The following is a 19,294-nucleotide window of genomic DNA, read 5'->3' on the forward strand; positions in this document are numbered from 1 at the left end:
ACAGCCGGCATTTCAAGACCGAACGGGTTCAGGAACTCAAGGTGCTTGCGGATAAGTATCCGGGCCGCCGCGCACTCCTGCTCTAAGGCTGGGAAAAGGCAACACGTAGACGCTAGAAGACATAACGAATCGTGTGTGGTTCCGACTTGAATTTTCTCATCGGAAGCGTGGATTGAGAGGCCTGACAATGCGCACCCGATCAGTCGTCTTCAGGCACCGCAACAGTATAGTTCAGCGCCATCCTTCCGCCGTCGGCGAATATTGTCTGGCCGGTCACGTAGCCGGCGTCATCCGATGCAAGGAACGCGGCGACGCCCGCCACTTCGGACGGCTCGCCGATGCGCAGCAAAGGCGTGCGGGACATGAGCCGCTGCTTTGCTTCAGGATCGTTGTTCACCGAGGAAAGAAGATCGGTCATGATCGATCCCGGTCCGACGGCATTCACACGGATGCCGTGAGGAGCAAGCGCAAGCGCTGTTGTTTTGGTCAGCTGTGACAGACCACCTTTGGACACGCAATAGGGGATCTGGTTGGGGATGGCGAGCACGGAGTTGACCGACGTCATATTGATAATGCAGCCAGGGTCTCCGCCGCCTTCGACCTTCTCCACCATATGACGGGCAACAGCCTGCGAGCACAGGAATGCGCCCTTCAGATTGACCGACAGGATCCTGTCGAAGTCGTCTGCTTCCAGCTCGAGAAACTCAGCGCCGACCACAATACCGGCATTGTTGACCAGAACATCAATGTCACCATACGCATTGAGCGTTTCGGCAACCATGTTGCGCACGTCCAGACGCTCTGCCACGTTGCAGTGTATGTACATGACCTCGCCGAGGCTGCCGAGATCCTCGACCGCTTCTTCCCCGGCTGCGTCATCGATATCCGCGACGACGACCTTGGCCCCATCGCTCAAGAAGCGTTTGGCGACGGCAAAGCCAATACCCTTGGCTCCGCCTGTGACGATCGCAACCTTATTCTCCAACGACACGAAAAACCTCACGGTTGACACATTACAATCCGCGTCGATTGTCACGCGGGCCGCTAGACGGCGGCCCGACCTTAAGCGTCAATAACGGCGGTGTCGATGGCTGATCCCGGCCTCCAGTTACGGAAGCCCTGACGCCTAAGCGGAAATCCCGTGCGATTTCAGTGCGTCGGTGATTTCATCCAAGATCGCCGGGTCATCGATGGTCGCTGGCATCTTGTAACTCTCGCCATCGGCAATCTGACGCATTGTGCCGCGCAGGATCTTGCCGGAGCGGGTTTTCGGCAAGCGGTCGACCGTGATCGCTATCTTGAAAGCGGCAACAGGACCGATTTTCTCCCGCACCAGCTTCACCAGTTCCTTTTCGATCTCGTCATGCGCCCTCTCGACACCGGACTTAAGGACCACAAAACCGCACGGCAGCTGTCCCTTGAGCTTGTCCGCAATGCCGATGACCGCGCATTCCGCGACGTCCTGATGCGCTGCCAGAACCTCTTCCATGCCACCGGTTGAGAGCCTGTGACCGGCCACATTGATGATATCGTCCGTTCTGGCCATGATCGACAGATAGCCATCGTCATCGATGATCCCGGCATCGGATGTCTTGTAGTAGCCGGGAAACTCGGCGAGATAGGCATCGAAGAAGCGCTGGTCGGCGTTCCACAACGTCGGCAGGACACTTGGCGGCAACGGCAGTTTCACCACAATGTTGCCAAGCGTATTGGCGCCGAGCGGATGACCGGCGTCATCCAGAACCTGGACGTCGTAACCCGGCATGGGCACTGTTGGAGAACCGGGTTTGACCGGCAATTGTCCAAGTCCGAGCGGATTGCCGACGATGCACCAGCCCGTTTCCGTTTGCCACCAATGGTCGATAACCGGTACTTGCAGCTGTTCGATCGCCCAGTTGACCGTTTCCGGGTCGGCCCGCTCTCCCGCCAGAAACAGGGACCGGTATTGGGAGAGGTCGTATTTCTTGATCAGCTCCCCCTCCGGATCTTCCTTGCGAATGGCCCGAAAGGCAGTCGGAGCAGTGAACAGCGACACGACATTGTGTTCGGAAATCACGCGCCAGAAAACGCCGGCATCCGGTGTTCCGACAGGTTTTCCCTCGAACAGCACCGTCGTGCAACCATGCAGGAGCGGTGCGTAGCAGATATAGGAGTGCCCCACCACCCAGCCGACATCGGACGCGGCCCAGAAGACTTCGCCCGGCTGAACGTCATAGAGATTGCTCATGGACCATTTGAGCGCCACCATGTGTCCGCCATTGTCTCGAATGACGCCCTTTGGCTGCCCGGTTGTGCCCGATGTGTAGAGGATATAAAGCGGGTCTGTTGCCTTGACCGCAACAGGCTCGATGGTTCGCCCGGCTGCAATCGCATCGCCTACCAGGCTGCCAAGATCATGATCCCGCCCATCGACCATCTCCGCGGCCAGTTCCTCGCGCTGAAACACAAAACAGGCTTCAGGCTTATGGTCGGAGAGTTCTATCGCCTTGTCGACAAGCGGCTTGTAGGCAATGACACGGCCCGGCTCGATGCCGCAGGAGGCTGCGATGATCGCCTTGGGGGTGGCATCGTCGATCCGCGTCGCCAGTTCGTTTGCAGCAAATCCGCCGAACACCACGGAGTGTATGACGCCGAGGCGCGCGCAGGCGAGCATTGCCATCACCGCCTGGGGAATCATTGGCATATAGATGATCGCACGATCGCCTTTCGTGAGCCCCTTGTCGCTGAGGACCGCAGCAAACGCCTCTACTTCTTCAAGAAGCTCGGCGTAGGTGTAAGTCGCGCTTTTTCCGGTAATCGGGCTGTCGTATATGAGTGCCGGTTGTCCGGGGCGTCCGCGTTCCACGTGCCGGTCGAGACAATTGTAACAGGTGTTGCACTCCCAATCCGGATACCAGCGACCGTATTGGCCCTGGTCGGGATCGAACACCTTCTCGCTTTTTGAGATCCAGTCGATTTCCGCCGCTGCCGATTTCCAGAAACCCAGCGGATCCTCTTTCCAGCCCTGATAGACCTCTTGATACCGGCTCGCCATCTCATAATCCTCCCAAAAGCCGCCTCGGCATTTTGGTGACAGAGTGCTGTAAGGGAAGCAGGAAATGCAAGTGTCGAAGTGTAGGCAATTAGACGGTCGGGGCTTTACGTAAGCACTTTGGTATGCTTGTTTCCGCGTCCAACGGCTCTACCCAAACGACTCCCGCCACATATGATCCCGATCGTCGATTTCTGGTTTTACGCTGCTGCAATACCGGCGGTCATCCTCGTTGGCCTGTCCAAGGGTGGCTTCGGCGGCACGCTGGCCATGCTGGCGGTACCGATCCTGACCCTGGTGATTTCCCCTATTCAGGCGGCCGGGATCATGTTGCCGATCCTCTTATTGATGGATGTCGTTGCGCTGTTTGCCTATCGGGGCCGCGCGGACTGGACCTGTCTCGCGATCATGTTGCCGGCCGCCGTCGTAGGCATCATCGTCGGCTGGGCAGCGGCGGCTTATGTCAACGACAATTTCATCACACTCCTGGTAGGCGTGACCTCGCTTGCCTTCGTTGCGGACTATGTTTTCAAACGGCGCAAGCAGAAAACGGCAAGCGGGCACAAGCCGTTCTGGGGCTTCTTCTGGGGCGGCATCGCAGGGTTCACCAGCTTCATCAGTCACACCGGCGGGCCGCCCTACCAGATGTACACGGTTCCGCTCAGAATGCCGAAGCTGCTGTTCGCTGGTACAGCCGTTATCTTCTTTGCGACCGTCAATGCCATCAAGGTTGTGCCCTATTTCTTTCTCGGTCAGTTCGACACGACGAATCTCGCAACGTCGTTCGTTCTGATGCCCTTGGCCCTGGTCGCGACCCTCGCGGGCGTTCGCCTGATCAGGATCATCAATGCCGACACGTTCTACAAACTCATCTACGTGTTCATGGGTCTGATTGGTGCGAAGTTGACCTATGACGGTCTAACGAACCTGCTCGCCTAGCCTGCATCGATGTCACATGGGAGATTGCGCGGCACGGCGTTTCCGGATTTGATATCCAAAACAGACCGATACCGTGGGAGGAAGGCAATGAATGCCGGCACGAGCCCCTTTGAACAGGGGCTAGAGAAGAACACCGCCAACTATGCAGCGCTCAGCCCGCTCAGTTTCCTGGCGCGTGCAGCCGATGTCTTTCCGGAAAAGACGGCCATTGTCCACGGCAAGCAGCGGACCGATTACCGGACTTTCTACCGCCGCGCCCGCCAGCTCGCATCTGCACTCGCGTCCCTCGGCATCTCCAAAAACGACACTGTCAGCGTGATGCTATCCAACGTACCGCCAATGCTCGAAGCCCACTACGGCGTTCCGATGACAAAGGCCGTGCTGCATTCCATGAACACGCGTCTCGACGCCAAAGTCATTGCCTTCCAGCTCGATCACGCGAATTGCAAGGTACTGATTACGGACCGCGAATATGCGCCTGTCGTTAAGGAAGCCCTTTCACTCGCGACAGTGACCCCAACCGTGATCGACTATTCCGATCCGGAATTCCCACAAGAGGGCGAGCGTCTTGGAACGCTTGATTATGAGGCCTTCCTGCAGTCGGGCGCCCCTGACTACGATTGGTCGTTGCCGGATGACGAATGGGATGCGATCACGCTGAACTACACGTCCGGCACGACAGGAAATCCCAAAGGTGTGGTTTATCATCACCGCGGCGCATATTTGCTGGCGCAGGCCAATGTGATCACCGCGTCAATGGCTAAGCACCCGGTCTATCTCTGGACGCTGCCGATGTTTCACTGCAACGGTTGGTGTTTTCCCTGGTCGATCTCCATTGTTGCCGGCACGCATGTGTGCCTGCGTTGGGTCAGGCCGGATGCCATGTGGAGCCTGATCGCCGATGAAAATGTGACCCACCTGTGCGGTGCCCCGATCATCATGTCGACGCTCCTGAACGCGTCAGCCGATCAAAAACGGGATCTTGACCGCGAAATCGAATTCTTCACAGCTGCCGCACCACCCCCCGAAAGCGTGCTTGCGGCGATGAAAACCGCCGGCTTCAACGTTACGCATCTCTATGGTTTGACCGAAGTTTACGGACCGGCGGTGGTCAATGACTGGCAGCAGGAGTGGGACGCTCTCTCGCTGGAACAGCAGGCTCAGAAAAAAGCGCGGCAGGGTGTCCGCTATGTCGCTCTGGAGGATCTGACGGTCCTGGACCCGGAAACGCTCGCGCCTGTGCCTGCTGACGGAGAAACCCTCGGGGAAGTCATGTTCCGCGGCAACGTGGTCATGAAGGGGTATCTGAAGAACCCTGACGCTACGGCGAAGGCCTTTGAGGGAGGCTGGTTTCACTCCGGCGATCTCGGCGTCATGCATCCGGACGGATACATCCAGCTGAAAGACCGCTCCAAGGACATCATTATCTCCGGCGGAGAAAACATTTCGTCGATCGAGGTCGAGGACGTGCTCTACAAGCACAAGGACGTTCAGGCGGCAGCCGTCGTTGCACGTCCCGACGAGAAATGGGGTGAAACACCTTGTGCCTTTGTGGAAATCAGAGACGGTGCGGATGTTGGCGAGGCGGACCTGATCGCCTTTTGCCGGCAGCACCTTGCGGGCTTTAAAACACCGAAGACAGTTATCTTTTGCGACTTGCCCAAGACGTCGACCGGGAAAATCCAGAAGTTTGCCCTGCGTGAAGAAGCTAAGAAGCTCTGACGTAAAACAAAAACGCCGCACAAAGCGCGGCGTTCCGGTTCTCTCTCGACAGTAAAACCGTCTAGTGAAGAGTTTTATCGTGCCTTATTCGCTCAATCTCATCCTTGATCTTGAGCTTCTGTCGTTTCATGTCAGCCAATTCCAGTGAGTCTGTACTCGGATGCATCAGAGCGTCTTCGATTTTGCGTTTCATTTCCGCGTGACGGCGCTCAAGTTCTTCGAGATGCGACTGCATTGACATGGATAAACCTCCTGTCTGTTGGCTCAACGTTAACATCGTGCCACAGGAAATCTGGCCTTGTCGATTGCAGATTCTGCATATCTTACGCATTTCGCCGTCAAATTATGCATTCATGCCGATATGCTTAGAAAACTCTAAAAAACCGGGCGCAATTAACTGCTTCAAAACGCTCGAAAAATAACTCCAATTCATTTGCCGGATCAGGACTTCACGCTGTGAACAAATATTGGACAGTCGTTTGATGACTTTCCCCTGTCCAACCCCATATGAGACGGCTCAGCCGCGAAAGATGCTATCTTGCCCGCAGGTGACAAAATGGACTAGGACTTGTCTCCTGAGTACTGGGGGAATCGAGGGCCAAATGGACACGGATGCTTTGCGAATGGAGCTGGCACAGCTTCGTCAGGAACACAGAGATCTTGACGTCGCAGTGGAGGCACTTGCAGGGACATCAAACCATGACGTCCTTCAGCTGCAGCGCTTGAAGAAGAAAAAACTCATGATCAAGGACCGGATAACAGCTCTGGAAGATCAGCTTTTTCCCGACATTATCGCCTGAAAACATGCCCGGCAGTGCAGCGAATGCGCTCACAGGCTGCAAATTTGCGCCAAGGTACGGTTTCCTGCTTGCGATGCGCCGCACTGTGCATATACTCCGCGCCTTTCTGAGCCCGCCGGACTTTGGAGCTAATAATGGCAAACGCGGATGTCGCGATCATCATGGGCAGTCAGTCCGACTGGCCGACAATGAAACATGCGGCGGATACGCTCGATCAGCTGGGCGTCACCTATCAGGCCCGCATTGTCTCCGCCCATCGCACGCCCGAGCGAATGTATGAATTTGCCAAGGGAGCCAAGGCGGAAGGGTTCAAGGTTATCATTGCAGGCGCCGGCGGCGCCGCACACCTGCCCGGGATGACCGCCTCGCTGACGCCATTGCCGGTTTTTGGAGTGCCGGTGGAAAGCCGGGCTCTTTCCGGTGAAGACAGCCTTCTGTCGATCGTACAGATGCCTGGAGGAATACCCGTGGGCACGCTTGCGATCGGGAAAGCCGGTGCGACCAACGCCGCCCTTCTTGCGGCAGCGGTTCTGGCACTCGGTAATCCATCGGTCGAGGCAGCTCTCGACACCTACCGCGCGGAACGGACCGCCGCTGTGGCGGAATTTCCAACCAACGACACTCCTTAGGTTTCTGCAACGCGGAACAGTGTGATGACGACAAAAGAACGGCTAAAGCCCGGCGACACGATAGGCATTCTCGGAGGCGGTCAACTTGGCAGGATGCTCGCACAGTCGGCGGCGAGCCTGGGCCTGAAAACACACATTTTCTGCCCTGATCCAAACAGTCCGGCCTTCGACGTCAGCGCAAGTTACACCGTTGCGCCATATGATGACATCGACGCGCTCAACCGCTTTGCCAACACGGTTTCGGTCGTCACGTATGAATTCGAGAATGTGCCCGGCCCGACAGCTGCGCATCTCGATGAACGGGTGCCGGTGCGCCCGGGCGTGCGTGCGCTGGAAGTTTCGCAGGACAGGCTCTTTGAGAAAGAGTTCCTGTCGGGTGCCGGTGTGGCCATTGCCGGATATGCGGAAGTCAACTCGCAGGAAGATCTTGAAAACGCGGTTGAGGGATTTGGCGGGGCTGGCGTCTTGAAGACCAGACGCTTCGGATATGACGGCAAGGGCCAACTCATGATCCGCGACAATGAAACGGTGCCTGGAGCCTACGAGGCCATTGGTGCTGTTCCAGCCGTTCTGGAGGAGTTGGTCCCATTTGAATGCGAGGTTTCGGTCATCGTTGCACGGACCCTCGACGGGACGGTTCGCAGCTACGACGTCGCCCGCAACCACCATGAAAATCATATATTAAAATCCTCAACAGTGCCTGCGGGCGTCAGCCCCGAAACCGTTGAAACGGCATGCCGCATGGCCGAGCAGATCGTTGCCGGCCTTGAGTACGTCGGAGTCATGGGCGTCGAGATGTTTCTGGTGCGCGATGAGACAGGCGAAAGGTTGCTGGTCAACGAGGTCGCGCCACGTGTTCACAATTCCGGACACTGGACACAGGATGCCTGCCTGACATCGCAGTTCGACCAGCATATTCGCGCCGTCGCAGGCTGGTCCCTCGGCTCATCGGACCGCCATTCTGACGTTGTGATGGAAAACCTTATCGGATTTGACGTCGACGCCTGGAGCGACGTTCTGAACGACCCGGCAGCGCAGCTCCACCTTTACGGAAAGGCCGAAACGCGAGAGGGCCGAAAGATGGGGCACGTCAACAGAATTGGTCCGAAGTCCGGTTAAGCGCCACCCTGGCGTCAGCCTCTGACCAGTCCGAGTTCCTCGCGGCGTGCAAATCGAAAATTGGCGAGAAGTGCGACGCATGCCAGTCCACCAGCCAATCCGATCCACACGCCGACACCGCCCCACCCGGCCAGAAATCCCAGTCCGAGCGACAGGCTGAGACCGACGATCCAATAGCCAAACAGGGCATAGAAAAGTGGTATGGTGGTATCGCCAAGTCCACGCAGATTGTTCACGCCGATAATCTGTCCGCCGTCCGCGAGCTGAAACAGCGCCGCAACCAGCAGGAATGAGACACCATAGGCGAGCACGTCACTCGCTTCCGGATCGTTGAGGTCGAGATAAAGCCCCACAAGCGTTTCCGGAATTGTCCAGAACAGCACGGCGAAGCAGCCCATGAAAAACGTGGTCACGCCGAGTGACGTCCACCCTGCCCGGCCGATACCCTCATGATCTCCGCGTCCTGCGGCAAGACTGACCCGGGTCATCGCGGCCATTGACAGGCCCACGGGAACCATGAAGGTGAGTGAGGCGATCTGGAGCGCGATACCATGGGCTGCCAGTGGGATCGTGCCAAGCCAACCGATCATGATGGCCGAAGCCGTGAACAGCGACCCTTCGGCAACGATTGTCAGGCCGATCGGCGTTCCAAGGCGCACAATTTGAAAAAAGACTGGCCAATCGGATCGCCAGATACGCCCAAGCAGATTGTAGCGGCGCAGTTTCGGGTGCAGCAGCGAATAGGCAAGCAGGAACAGGAACGTCGTCGATGCACTGAAGACCGAGGCGATGCCGGCGCCGACAAGTTCCAGGCGCGGAAATCCGAAATGGCCGAATATAAGCACATAATCCAGAATTGCGTTCACGACTGCGCCGGCAATCGTTGCCCAAAGGACCACCTGCGTGCGTTCCATAACGGTCAGAAAGCCCCGGATGGCCATGATCAGCAACGCAGGCAGCATGGTCCACTGGAGGACGCGCATGTAAAGCCCCGCAAGCTGCGCCAGCTCAGGTTCCTGCCCAAGCCTTAGCAGAATCGATTCGGTGAAAAAGAGAACAACCCAGACGGGGATACTGAACAGCACCGAAACCCAGAAACCCATTCGTACGGCCCGGCGAAGGTCGCGCGGCCTGCGTTGACCACGTGCGCGCGCTGCCAGAGGTATGACGGCCTGCAGCACGCCCATGCCGAAGAACCACAACAGCATGTAGAAATTGAACGCCAGCACGGAGGCTGCGAGTTCCACCGCACCAAGGCGCCCGATCATCAGGACATCGGTTGTGTTGATCGCCATTTGCGCCAGTTGCGCCCCGGCCAGCGGCATTCCGAGCGACAGCGTCGGTAGAATATCGCTTTGCCACAAAGTCGCGCTTTTGGACGACTCGGGATCCCGTGACGCAGGGTGCGCCATTGCTTCCTCCAACAATCGGGGCTATGAACCGCCTTCTTGAACGAGGCATTTGGGTTCTGGTGAGAAACTCACCTCTAGTCCTGAAAGCGCATTCTGTCCATGGTTGTCATGCCGTGGTTCCATACCGCACGCGGGAATTTGGCCGCAATATTTGCGAATGACTGTGGACACACGCGTGTCCCTCTGGTATTAACCCGCCTCATGTGAGCGACGCGTCAGCGGCGATCAGGCTTCTGTACACAAGTGAATGCATCGCAGCCATTTGCTGCAATGGTACATCGCGGCGTGGTGACAGAACGATCGATTGGAGAGCTGGCAAAGCGTCTTTAATCAAGGTCCAATTTGTCTGCGGTTGTCCGCAGGGCATCGAGAACAGGAAAAAACGCGTGCAGGTTTTGGTTCGCGACAACAATGTCGATCAGGCGCTCAAGGCGCTGAAGAAAAAGATGCAGCGCGAAGGCATCTTCCGTGAAATGAAACTTCGCGGCCACTTTGAAAAGCCGTCAGAAAAAAAGGCGCGCGAAAAGGCTGAAGCCGTCCGCCGCGCACGCAAGCTGGCTCGCAAGCGGGCACAGCGCGAAGGTCTTCTTCCGGGCAAGTCTGCTCGCCGCTAAAGCGGCTGGAGTACGCCCGGCGGTTTGAACCGTCCTTATCAAGAAAATCTGCCGTGAGGCCGACCGAAATACGGTCGGCTTTTTGGCGTTTTCAAAAAGAATCTTCTGGACGTAAGTAAGCATAAATAAGCGCAGCCACATTACCGCCCTATTGGAGGCTGATGTACGGCATGTTCAAACGCTAGACTGTAAGAAAGCAAATGTGCCGCATGCGCAAATTTCTGCCTCACGCGACTGTTTTCAGCCTTGCCGCACTACTCGCTGCGTGCAACACGTCTGGCGTTTATGATGACGTCCCGGTCAACAGGTCTGCCGGTTCATCCACGAACATTGCTTCGCTCACCGCCGTGATCGATTCGAATCCGTCCGATGCGACTGCCTATAGCACGCGCGGCATTGCCTATGGCCAGGCCGGCAAACTTGACCAGTCGATTGAAGATTTCAACCGGGCGATCCAGCTCAATCCACAGTCCTACCAGACCTATGCGAACCGGGCGCTGGTGCTGCGCCGGCAAGGCAAGACCGACCTTGCCGTTTCGGACTACACGCGCGCGATCAACATCAAGCCGGATTACGACGTCGCCTATGTTGGTCGTGGCAATATTTATCGCCAGCAGGGCAACTACAACGCTGCGCTGGCCGATTTTAACTCCGTTATCGCCCGTGACAGCAGTGATGCCCGCGCATTCTACAATCGTGGTCTGATTTATCAGGCGCAAAAGCAGGACAATCTCGCGATCGAGGACTTTGCAACTGCGATCGGCCTCAACCCGAAAGCCAGCGCACCATATATCGCCCGCGGCATCTCCTACCTCGCGATCAACGATCCGGACGCCGCGTTCGAGGATTTGTCCATGGCGGTTAACCTGGACCGGGAATCATCCGTTGCCTGGGCAAATCGCGGGCTCGCACTCGAATTGCTCGGCAAACCGCAGGACGCTCGCCGCAATTATTCCCGCGCAATGTCACTGGACAATTCCAACAAGATCGCGCGTGAAGGTCTCGGCCGGGTCGGTCAGGGCTAACGATCACTGCAAGCACAAACCGCGTGCCCTCTGATCTGAATCAACGTGAAAAAAATAGTCTCAGTTTACATTGGAACCTTCCAGCATCTGTTCTGACACCGATGGAAGGCGCCGTGAAAACCATCCTGATACTGGACGGCCACCCGGACCCGGACAACGAGCACCTTTGTCACGCGCTCGCCAAAGCATACTCAGTTGGCGCGGAGCGGGCGGCACATCGCCCGAAGCTGGTCCGTGTCGCGGATCTTGACTTTCCCATTCTCCGCAAACCATCGGATTTCACCAGCGAGCCGAGCCCGGAAACCATCAGGCCCGTGCGTGACGCCCTGCTGGAAGCAGATCACCTGGTGCTGATCTATCCCCTCTGGCTCGGCACGCTGCCGGCCTATACCAAGGCCTTTCTTGAACAGCTTCTTCACTATGACACCGCATTCGAACGCTCAGTGGGCGACCGCTGGCCAAAAGGCAAGATGCGCGGAAAGTCGGCACGGATCGTCCTGACCACCGGCATGCCCGCCCTTGCCTACAAACTCTGGTATGGCGCACACAGTCTGAAAAGCCTGAAGCGCAATATCCTTGGCTTCGTCGGGTTCAAACCTGTCAGGTCCACGGTCTTCGGCATGGTAGAACACGCCGAACCGGCACAAGTCGGCCGCTGGCTGAAAACGATGGAGAAACTTGGAAGTAGGTCAGCCTGAGTGCGACGGCCGGGAAACGTCTAGAACGGACATCGTGAGTGGAACGTCACCCGTTCACCACCGGTCGGGTGATGCAGCTCGAGGCTCTCTGCATGAAGCGCCAGTCGGCCCGACGCTGCCAACGCCTCCCCCTCGGCATAAAAGCGGTCACCCAGAATCGGATGCCCAAGCGCGAGCATATGCACCCTCAATTGATGTGAGCGACCGGTATGGGGAAAAAGCCTGACGCGTGTCGTCTTGTCGAACCGGCTGATCACCTGCCAGTTCGTGAGCGCCTCCTTGCCGTTTTCGTGGCAGACCATTTGCCTCGGCCGGTTCGGCCAGTCGCAAATCAACGGCAAGTCCACCTCGCCGCTGTCCTCTTTAACCAGTCCCCAGACGTCAGCGATGTAAGTCTTCCTGGTCTTGCGTCGTTCGAATTGCAGACCGAGATGCCGATGCGCACCGGCATTCATCGCGAGCACCATGACGCCGGAAGTGTCCATGTCGAGCCGATGAACAATACGCGCTTGCGGATAAATGCTCTGCGCCCGGGCTTCAAGACAGTCTGAATGCTCCGGAGCCTTGCCGGGCACACTCAGCAATCCACTCGGCTTGCCCACGACCAGCAAATCGCTGTCGGCATGAAGAACCGGCAGGAACGGCTCCTGTGGCGGACTGTAGACAAACGAATCGGGTGCAATCGTGGACATATGATCCGTATCGGATTTACTGGCAAAAACAAAAAGCGCGGCTGTAGGCCGCGCTCTTTCAAAGTGTTTCCACGATCAGTGAACCGTTACCCTTCGCGGGTTAGACGGTGAGGATCGCCAGCACACCGGTCAGCACGAAGATAGCCGTTGGCGGGATCCAACCTGAGTCCCCCAGCGCCAGTCCGATCGCGGACGCCACAAGCGTGGCAATCAGCATCAGCCACCCGAACACAACCGCTGTCGTACCGCCGAAAGCGAACAGGATCAGGCAAAGCACAATGTTGAGAACTGCAATGGTGCCCACTTTGGAGAAGTTGATGAAACCCTCGTAAGTCCGCTCGTGAGAGTCATAGTCCATCGCGGGTGCATTTTCGTCAGACATGAAGTTCCCCAGAAAAAATCACTGTTGGCAGCCTTCATACAATAAAGAACGCCGGTTCGGCAATGAGGCGTATTGCATTATAAGGCCGGTTTGACGCGACTTTTTGCCCGCCTCATGCCAGGGCTGGGCTCGGGGACGGTATTGGGCTCAAAAAGCAGCCTCACGCCGCATGAGATGCGCCGCGAAGTCCTGCTGCCTGTAGAACGTCATCCTGACGGCGCCGAACGGTTGCCGCTTCGAAGGCGTCAATCTGCTCGTTGAACAATTGATAGAAATTCAGCTGGGCGCGCAGATGCAAAAACACGCCGCCAAGGCCGATGGCCGCGCGATCCATGAAGACAAATTCCTGCGGCACGGTGACCGGACCGAGCTGTTTGAGCGCGGAATGGACCTTGAAGGCTTCCTTGCGGCCGTATTCTGCTGCGGATACGCCATCGGCAATTGATCGCACGCGGTCGCTCAACAGCGGCCCATAGATGAAGCGCGCCCAGATATTCAGGACTTCGACGACTTCCTTCTTGAGGTTCTTGAAGCCCCAGCGTTCATAGGCCGACACCACACGGTCATTGTCCTCTTCCAGGAGACCCCGATAGAGGTCAACCACGCCTTCGACAAAGGAATCGGGGAATACACGAATGCAGCCATAGTCGAGCAGATTGATCCCGGCCGGCTGTCCTTCCTGCTCGAACACAGTGTAGTTGCCCAGATGCGGGTCACCATGAATCACGCCGAAATGACTGAACGGATGCCACCACGCATGGAACATGGTCTTCGCGAGATGGTTCCGGTCTTCCTGGCTGTGCTCCTTGTAGTCAAGCAGCGGTTTTCCGGTGAGCCATCCCATTGTCAGCAAGCGACGTGTCGACAATTCGTCAACGACACTCGGCACGCGGACATTGTCATAGTCGGTGAGAATTTCCTGGTAGACCGCGATGTGAGCCGCCTCGCGGGTGTAATCGAGCTCCTCCCGGACCCTTGCGCTGATTTCCTTGGCGATTTCCCGCGTGTCGATCGCAGGGCTCATGCGCCTGTGCAGCGAAAAAAGCATCTGCAGTTGCTTGAGATCGGCCTCAACCGCGGACGCCATGTCGGGGTATTGAAGTTTGCAGGCCAGGACGCGCCCGTCATGCGCCGTTGCCCGGTGCACCTGCCCGAGCGAAGCGGCGGCAGCAGGTTCCCGACCGAATTCTGCGAACCGGCCTTGCCAGTCGGCACCCAGTTCCGCTCGCATGCGCCGCTTGACGAAAGCCCAGCCCATTGGTGGTGCGCTTGCCTGCAGTTTGGCAAGTTCGGTCGTATATTCGGGCGGGAGTGCATCGGGAATAGTCGACAAGAGCTGCGCGACCTTCATCAGCGGCCCTTTCAGCCCACCAAGGGCTTCCGCAAGTTCTGCGGCATTTTTGGCGTTGTCGAGGTTCATGCCGAACAGCCGCGCACCGGCGAATTTCGCCGCAATGCCGCTCATGTTCGTGCCGACCTTGGCATAACGCCCCATTCTGGCACTGAAACGATTGCTTTCACGGTCTTTGGACTGTGCCATTCGGCAAGCTACTCCCTGCGGCAGATCTGAAACTATGCATTCCTGACAGAATTCACTGTCACATCAAATATGAACTACGGCAAAGAAATCCAGCTGGACCAGTCGACAATTCGTCGCCATCCATATTCACATGCGGTGCAGAACCGCGGCAATCTCGTCCCGCGCCTTGGTCAAACCCTTGTAGGTCAACTGGTCGTTACGCAGCGCGAGCAGCTGCGCTCTCAGGTTCGAGGCGATGGCCGCTCGATCTTCCTGGCGGGAGAGAAGAGAAAGCGGGTCGTGGTGGATCTTGATGGTGAAGAGGATGTCGCCGTTTTCAGGCAGCCTGCGCAGGGTCTGCCTTTCAACCCGCAGAAACAGCCTGGCAAATGTCCTGCTGTCGACATCGAAAGGAATTCCTTCGGGCATCGGATGGTGCAATTTGTCGTCCGGGTAGATCGACCAGTTAAACCGGCAGAGAAGTTGACCGACTTTGAGGTTGTCGAAGAGCCGGGCAACCACCTGTCCCATGCGTGACCCGTTAAAGCCCGGCACGCCGTCGTGGATCCCCGTCATGGTGAGACCGATTTTTTCCGACAGGCGCCAGGAGGACGGAAAGCACAGCGACGCTGAAACCAGCCGGTAGCCTTCCGGGCTTGGTCGCATGATAACCAGATCTTCCTGCACCAGACGGGATGCCGTCAGCAGAAACGGGGCGGTTTTGACCGGAATTTTGCGGCCCGGTCGTCCGACCGTCGCGGTATCGCCCTTAAATGAATATGTCGCGCCATGAAAACGCGACAAGTTTTCGATGACGAGCCCGAGAACCTCGCCCTGGCTTTTTTCTGTGTTGTCTTCTTCCCGAAACACTGCTGAAAGATCATGCGCGAACAAGCGTTCTTTTTCGTTCAGATGCTCTTCCAGCAATGGGTCAGGTTCAAGCCAGTCTTCCTCACCAATGGGCCGCAACCCGACCGTGAACGGCTGCGTGGAACCGTCGTAGGGCCTGTGGCGGAACGGCTGGCTCGCAGGTGAAGGCATTCAGACTTCTTCCGCGCCCCTCATTCCGCATCCAGCTCTTCGAGTTCATCAATGATGCGTTCGATTACAGAAAGGCCCTTCTTCCAGAAATCCGGGTCGGTCGCGCTCAAACCGAAAGGTGCCAGAAGCTCTGAGTGATGCTTGGTGCCGCCTGCCTTGAGCAGATCGAAATACTTTTCCTGGAACCCTGTTTCGGCATCCTCGTAGACCGCGAAAAGCGAGTTCACCAGGCAATCGCCAAACGCATAGGCATAGACGTAGAACGGCGAATGAATGAAGTGTGGAATGTAGGTCCAGAAGGCTTCGTAGCCGTCATTGAGCTTGATCGCCGGCCCTAAGCTTTCGCCCTGAACAGACATCCAGAGTTCACCGATCTTGTCCGATGTGAGTTCGCCATTGCGGCGCTCGGTGTGGACCTTGCGCTCGAATGTGTAAAACGCGATCTGGCGGACCACGGTATTGATCATGTCCTCGGCCTTGGACGCCAGCATGATCTTGCGCGTCTTCGGGTTTTCGGCCTTTGCAAGCAGTGACTTGAACGTAAGCATTTCGCCGAAGACGCTCGCCGTTTCCGCAAGTGTCAGCGGGGTCGGTGCCATGAGCGGCCCGTTGTGCCCGGCAAGAACCTGATGAACACCATGCCCAAGCTCATGTGCGAGCGTCATCACGTCCCGGATTTTACCCTGGTAGTTCAGTAGGACATAAGGATGCGCGCTCGGAACAGTCGGGTGCGCGAACGCACCTGGTGCCTTGCCGGACCGCGCAGGCGCATCGATCCAGCCCTTTTCGAAGAACCGTCCAGCAATTTCGGCCATGTCGGGCGAGAAGGCGTCATAGGCCGACAGGACGGTTTGCCTGGCCTCGTCCCAGGGAATAACCCGTGTGTCCGCGTCCGGTAGCGGTGCATTGCGATCCCAGCTGTTGAGCTGTTCCACGCCGAGCCATTTCGCTTTCAGTTTGTAGTATCGGTGCGACAGCCGCGGATAAGCATCGCGGACGGCCGCGACAAGGGCATCGACGACCTCGCGTTCAACCCGGTTGGCGAGATGGCGGCTGTCAGCGATGTCCTTGAAGTTGCGCCAGCGGTCGGAAATCTCCTTGTCCTTGGCCAGCGTGTTCGTGATCAGTGCGAAAGTCCTGAGATTTTCCGAGAAAGTCTCTTTTAGAGCACCGAAAGCGAGTTCCCGCTTTTCCGGCGAGGGATCGACAAGCAGATTGAGCGCGGGTTCGATCGGAAGCTTTTCGCCCTCTATGTCGAAGGTCAAGGACGCCATGGTCTCGTCGAACAAACGGTTCCAGGCATTGCTGCCGGTAACCGATTTTTCATGGAAAAGCTGTTCGACGCGATCTTCCAGCTGATAGGGCTTGCCTTTGCGCAGATCTTCGATCCAGGGGCGGAAATGAGCTAGCTGCTCGTCCTTAAGGGCCGTTTCGACGATGGCATCGTCAATGGTGTTCAATTCCAGCGTGAAGAACAGGAGATGTGAACTTGCGGTGGTGATTTGCTCCTGAACGTCGCCATAGAACTTCTGTGCGACGGGGTCGATCGTGTTGCCGGCATAAACAAGCCCTGCAAACGAGATCAGCCTGCCCATCAGGTCTTCCAGGTCCTCGTAAGCCCTGATGGCCGTAATCAGTGCCGGAATGTTTTCCTGAGCCAACTCGCTCAAGCGGCCCTTATACGAGGTTTCGAATGTTTTGGCGCGTTCAAGCGCTTCTTTCAGATCCTGAGTCACCTCGGGTGCTTCCACGGACGGATAAAGATCCGACAGATCCCATTCCGGCAGGTTCGTGAGTGCGACGGATTCTGCCGCCTGGGCTGCGTGGACTGCGTACGGTAGAGGCATTTTTCACTCCGGTGCGCGCCGGCTGCTTCAAGAGCCGGCTCCTGTCTGTTTCCCGATTAGTAGGCCGGACGACCATCGCGGCGCAATTCGGCTCGCAGATTTTTTTTGAATGTGCTTGGACGATTTATTTACCCAATTGCGACCACAATGGTTCGAAACGAGACAAGATGAAGTGAACTGATCCAGGCCATGCAAGCAACAAGTGGAAAGATTCTCATCGTCGACGACGATCCGATTCAGCGCAGGCTCCTTGAAGAAGCCGTCAAGAAATTCGGATACCGGTCCAAGACGGCGGAAAACGGCATCGAAGCCATGCGGATCCTCAGCGGTCCGGAAGCAGGCGAGATCGATCTTGTGATTCTGGACATGGTTATGCCGGAATTGGACGGGCTGGGCGTGCTGGAGCAACTGCGCGCCAACAAGAACGCCACGCCGGTTATTGTGCAGACCGCGCACGGTGGAATCGATACGGTTGTCAGCGTCATGAACGCGGGTGCTCAGGATTTCGTCGTCAAGCCTGTTGCCCCTGAACGGCTGAACGTATCTATCCGCAACCTCCTGAAAACCTCGGCCCTGGAAGACGAAATCACCAGATTCCGGAAGCAGGCCTCCGGTACGCTGACGTTTGCCGATATCATCACGCATTCCGCAGCGATGGAACGTGTGATCAGTCTGGGCAAGCGGGCGGCAGCATCCAACATTCCGATCCTGATCGAGGGCGAGAGCGGCGTCGGCAAGGAAATGATCGCAAGTGCCATTCAAGGCTCGAGTGATCGCAAATCCAAGCCTCTGGTTGCCGTCAACTGCGGCGCGATCCCAGAGAACCTGGTCGAATCCATTCTGTTCGGTCACGAAAAGGGCGCGTTTACCGGTGCTGTCGACAAACATGTCGGCAAATTCCAGGAAGCGCATGGCGGGACGCTGTTTCTGGACGAGGTCGGCGAATTGCCGCAGGACGTGCAGGTCAAATTGCTGCGCGCGATCCAGGAGAACGAAATTGACCCGATTGGTGCACGCCGTCCGGTGAAAGTGGATTTCCGCCTGATTTCCGCGACGAACCGGCGCCTGATCGATCAGGTGAAGGAAGGCCTGTTCCGGGAAGACCTTTACTATCGTCTCAACGTGTTTCCGATCTGGATTCCGCCCTTGCGCGACCGGCGCGAGGACATTCCGGCGCTCACGCGCCACTTTCTTGCAAGGTTTGCGGCGGAAGAGGGTAAACCTCACGTCGCCGGTGTCGCACCCGACACGGTGGCAATGCTGCAGGATTACCATTGGCCGGGAAACATCCGTCAGCTGGAAAACGCAGTCTTCAGGGCAGTTGTCTTGTGTGATGGCGCTCAATTGACAATCAATGACTTCCCCCAGATCGCGGCCGCCGTCGATCAACCGGTTGTCGAAGCGTCGTTGACGCCGCGGCCATCGGCCGCAAGCGAAGCTTCGCCACCCGAGTTTGCATCATCAACGCCTCATGGCGATCCGCAGCCTGCTCCCGCACATGCTGCACCACCGGCGCAATCGGGCTTTGAATTCGCCGCGCCTTTCGGCTTCATGCGAAACCTGGACCACGAGGGACATGTCCGGAAACTCACTGAAATCGAAGAAGAATTGATTCGTGCGGCTATCAATCACTATTCAGGCCGCATGACGGAGGTCGCCAAGCGACTGGGCATTGGTCGGTCCACACTTTATCGAAAGCTCAAGGAATACGGCTTGGAAGACAACGACAAGAATGCCGCTGCCTGAATAACGACAAGAATCTGGCAAAGACAGGCAAATGGACGATTTTTTGACGCATTCTGTCACTATCCAGCCTGCAGGCGG

At 57.2% G+C, this 19,294-nt stretch carries 18 protein-coding genes; 9 read left to right on the forward strand and 9 right to left on the reverse strand.

The genetic code is table 11. The features are described from left to right. Nucleotides 1-199: 199 nt before the first annotated feature. Both ABVF61_RS10745 and ABVF61_RS10750 read right to left on the reverse strand, forming a co-directional pair. Nucleotides 200-991 (reverse strand): SDR family NAD(P)-dependent oxidoreductase, encoded by a 792-nt coding sequence (locus ABVF61_RS10745; RefSeq protein ID WP_353993506.1) that lies wholly within the window; start codon nucleotides 989-991, stop codon nucleotides 200-202. Nucleotides 992-1,126: 135 nt separating this feature from the next. Continuing rightward, nucleotides 1,127-3,034 (reverse strand): propionyl-CoA synthetase, encoded by a 1,908-nt coding sequence (locus ABVF61_RS10750; RefSeq protein ID WP_353993507.1) that lies wholly within the window; start codon nucleotides 3,032-3,034, stop codon nucleotides 1,127-1,129. A 171-nt stretch (nucleotides 3,035-3,205) separates the two neighbouring features. On the opposite strand from ABVF61_RS10750, the gene ABVF61_RS10755 reads away from it, so the two are divergent. Together ABVF61_RS10755 and ABVF61_RS10760 are read left to right on the forward strand one after the other, a co-directional pair. After that, the gene (locus tag ABVF61_RS10755) at nucleotides 3,206-3,970 is read left to right on the forward strand and encodes a sulfite exporter TauE/SafE family protein (RefSeq protein ID WP_353993508.1); all 765 of its coding nucleotides are present in this window, start codon (nucleotides 3,206-3,208) and stop codon (nucleotides 3,968-3,970) included. Between the two features lie 87 nt (nucleotides 3,971-4,057). Further along, complete coding sequence (locus ABVF61_RS10760; protein ID WP_353993509.1) at nucleotides 4,058-5,692, forward strand: acyl-CoA synthetase; 1,635 nt, start codon at nucleotides 4,058-4,060, stop codon at nucleotides 5,690-5,692. Nucleotides 5,693-5,753: 61 nt separating this feature from the next. On the opposite strand, the gene ABVF61_RS10765 is transcribed toward ABVF61_RS10760, so the two are convergent. Beyond that, nucleotides 5,754-5,933, reverse strand: a complete 180-nt coding sequence (locus ABVF61_RS10765; protein WP_306144297.1) for a YdcH family protein — start codon at nucleotides 5,931-5,933, stop codon at nucleotides 5,754-5,756. Between the two features lie 361 nt (nucleotides 5,934-6,294). Between ABVF61_RS10765 and ABVF61_RS10770 the strand changes: the two genes are divergently transcribed. The 3 genes from ABVF61_RS10770 (at nucleotide 6,295) to ABVF61_RS10780 (ending at nucleotide 8,240) form a co-directional block, all read left to right on the forward strand. Beyond that, nucleotides 6,295-6,492 carry a YdcH family protein gene (locus ABVF61_RS10770; RefSeq protein ID WP_353993510.1) on the forward strand — a complete coding sequence of 66 codons (198 nt, stop codon included), beginning with the start codon at nucleotides 6,295-6,297 and terminating at the stop codon, nucleotides 6,490-6,492. A gap of 134 nt (nucleotides 6,493-6,626) precedes the next feature. After that, complete coding sequence (purE, locus tag ABVF61_RS10775; protein WP_353993511.1) at nucleotides 6,627-7,121, forward strand: 5-(carboxyamino)imidazole ribonucleotide mutase; 495 nt, start codon at nucleotides 6,627-6,629, stop codon at nucleotides 7,119-7,121. 24 nt (nucleotides 7,122-7,145) lie between these two features. After that, the gene (locus tag ABVF61_RS10780) at nucleotides 7,146-8,240 is read left to right on the forward strand and encodes a 5-(carboxyamino)imidazole ribonucleotide synthase (RefSeq protein ID WP_353993512.1); all 1,095 of its coding nucleotides are present in this window, start codon (nucleotides 7,146-7,148) and stop codon (nucleotides 8,238-8,240) included. 14 nt (nucleotides 8,241-8,254) lie between these two features. Here ABVF61_RS10780 and ABVF61_RS10785 read toward each other — a convergent pair whose 3' ends face one another. Next, nucleotides 8,255-9,652, reverse strand: coding sequence for an MATE family efflux transporter (locus ABVF61_RS10785; RefSeq protein ID WP_353993513.1), 1,398 nt, complete (start codon nucleotides 9,650-9,652; stop codon nucleotides 8,255-8,257). Nucleotides 9,653-10,038: 386 nt separating this feature from the next. Here ABVF61_RS10785 and rpsU point away from each other — a divergent pair, with 386 nt between their 5' ends. The 3 genes from rpsU to ABVF61_RS10800 all read left to right on the forward strand — a co-directional run bounded on the left by rpsU (nucleotide 10,039) and on the right by ABVF61_RS10800 (nucleotide 11,989). Beyond that, complete coding sequence (gene rpsU / locus ABVF61_RS10790; protein WP_306144344.1) at nucleotides 10,039-10,266, forward strand: 30S ribosomal protein S21; 228 nt, start codon at nucleotides 10,039-10,041, stop codon at nucleotides 10,264-10,266. A gap of 209 nt (nucleotides 10,267-10,475) precedes the next feature. Beyond that, nucleotides 10,476-11,291 (forward strand): tetratricopeptide repeat protein, encoded by an 816-nt coding sequence (locus ABVF61_RS10795; RefSeq protein ID WP_353993514.1) that lies wholly within the window; start codon nucleotides 10,476-10,478, stop codon nucleotides 11,289-11,291. A gap of 113 nt (nucleotides 11,292-11,404) precedes the next feature. Continuing rightward, entirely contained in the window at nucleotides 11,405-11,989 is a 585-nt protein-coding gene (locus ABVF61_RS10800) for an NAD(P)H-dependent oxidoreductase (protein ID WP_353993515.1), read from the forward strand. A gap of 20 nt (nucleotides 11,990-12,009) precedes the next feature. On the opposite strand, the gene ABVF61_RS10805 is transcribed toward ABVF61_RS10800, so the two are convergent. From ABVF61_RS10805 to ABVF61_RS10825, 5 genes are all read right to left on the reverse strand, one after another. Then, nucleotides 12,010-12,681 (reverse strand): pseudouridine synthase, encoded by a 672-nt coding sequence (locus ABVF61_RS10805; protein ID WP_353993516.1) that lies wholly within the window; start codon nucleotides 12,679-12,681, stop codon nucleotides 12,010-12,012. A 100-nt stretch (nucleotides 12,682-12,781) separates the two neighbouring features. Beyond that, a complete protein-coding gene (locus ABVF61_RS10810; protein WP_353993517.1) occupies nucleotides 12,782-13,063 on the reverse strand; it encodes an aa3-type cytochrome c oxidase subunit IV in 282 nt (93 codons plus the stop codon). 160 nt (nucleotides 13,064-13,223) lie between these two features. Further along, nucleotides 13,224-14,603: an ABC1 kinase family protein gene (locus tag ABVF61_RS10815; RefSeq protein ID WP_353993518.1), complete on the reverse strand. Its 1,380-nt coding sequence runs from the start codon at nucleotides 14,601-14,603 to the stop codon at nucleotides 13,224-13,226. A 126-nt stretch (nucleotides 14,604-14,729) separates the two neighbouring features. After that, the gene (locus ABVF61_RS10820; RefSeq protein ID WP_353993519.1) at nucleotides 14,730-15,623 is read right to left on the reverse strand and encodes a heme-dependent oxidative N-demethylase family protein; all 894 of its coding nucleotides are present in this window, start codon (nucleotides 15,621-15,623) and stop codon (nucleotides 14,730-14,732) included. Nucleotides 15,624-15,643: 20 nt separating this feature from the next. Then, complete coding sequence (locus ABVF61_RS10825; protein WP_353993520.1) at nucleotides 15,644-17,470, reverse strand: M3 family oligoendopeptidase; 1,827 nt, start codon at nucleotides 17,468-17,470, stop codon at nucleotides 15,644-15,646. Between the two features lie 189 nt (nucleotides 17,471-17,659). On the opposite strand from ABVF61_RS10825, the gene ABVF61_RS10830 reads away from it, so the two are divergent. Continuing rightward, entirely contained in the window at nucleotides 17,660-19,216 is a 1,557-nt protein-coding gene (locus tag ABVF61_RS10830; protein WP_353993521.1) for a sigma-54-dependent transcriptional regulator, read from the forward strand. Nucleotides 19,217-19,294 lie beyond the last annotated feature (78 nt).

The organism is Roseibium sp. HPY-6 (assembly GCF_040530035.1).
Lineage (GTDB): Bacteria > Pseudomonadota > Alphaproteobacteria > Rhizobiales > Stappiaceae > Roseibium.

Bases quoted from the DNA above. Each gene is read 5' to 3' on its own strand.
- ABVF61_RS10785 (WP_353993513.1), bottom strand. From the start codon at position 9,652: ATGGCGCACCCTGCGTCACGGGATCCCGAGTCGTCCAAAAGCGCGACT.
- ABVF61_RS10810 (WP_353993517.1), bottom strand. From the start codon at position 13,063: ATGTCTGACGAAAATGCACCCGCGATGGACTATGACTCTCACGAGCGG.
- ABVF61_RS10825 (WP_353993520.1), bottom strand. From the start codon at position 17,470: ATGCCTCTACCGTACGCAGTCCACGCAGCCCAGGCGGCAGAATCCGTC.
- ABVF61_RS10770 (WP_353993510.1), top strand. From the start codon at position 6,295: ATGGACACGGATGCTTTGCGAATGGAGCTGGCACAGCTTCGTCAGGAA.
- ABVF61_RS10795 (WP_353993514.1), top strand. From the start codon at position 10,476: ATGCGCAAATTTCTGCCTCACGCGACTGTTTTCAGCCTTGCCGCACTA.
- ABVF61_RS10760 (WP_353993509.1), top strand. From the start codon at position 4,058: ATGAATGCCGGCACGAGCCCCTTTGAACAGGGGCTAGAGAAGAACACC.
- ABVF61_RS10755 (WP_353993508.1), top strand. From the start codon at position 3,206: ATGATCCCGATCGTCGATTTCTGGTTTTACGCTGCTGCAATACCGGCG.
- ABVF61_RS10815 (WP_353993518.1), bottom strand. From the start codon at position 14,603: ATGGCACAGTCCAAAGACCGTGAAAGCAATCGTTTCAGTGCCAGAATG.
- ABVF61_RS10820 (WP_353993519.1), bottom strand. From the start codon at position 15,623: ATGCCTTCACCTGCGAGCCAGCCGTTCCGCCACAGGCCCTACGACGGT.
- ABVF61_RS10780 (WP_353993512.1), top strand. From the start codon at position 7,146: ATGACGACAAAAGAACGGCTAAAGCCCGGCGACACGATAGGCATTCTC.
- ABVF61_RS10765 (WP_306144297.1), bottom strand. From the start codon at position 5,933: ATGTCAATGCAGTCGCATCTCGAAGAACTTGAGCGCCGTCACGCGGAA.
- ABVF61_RS10750 (WP_353993507.1), bottom strand. From the start codon at position 3,034: ATGGCGAGCCGGTATCAAGAGGTCTATCAGGGCTGGAAAGAGGATCCG.
- purE (WP_353993511.1), top strand. From the start codon at position 6,627: ATGGCAAACGCGGATGTCGCGATCATCATGGGCAGTCAGTCCGACTGG.
- ABVF61_RS10805 (WP_353993516.1), bottom strand. From the start codon at position 12,681: ATGTCCACGATTGCACCCGATTCGTTTGTCTACAGTCCGCCACAGGAG.
- ABVF61_RS10830 (WP_353993521.1), top strand. From the start codon at position 17,660: ATGCAAGCAACAAGTGGAAAGATTCTCATCGTCGACGACGATCCGATT.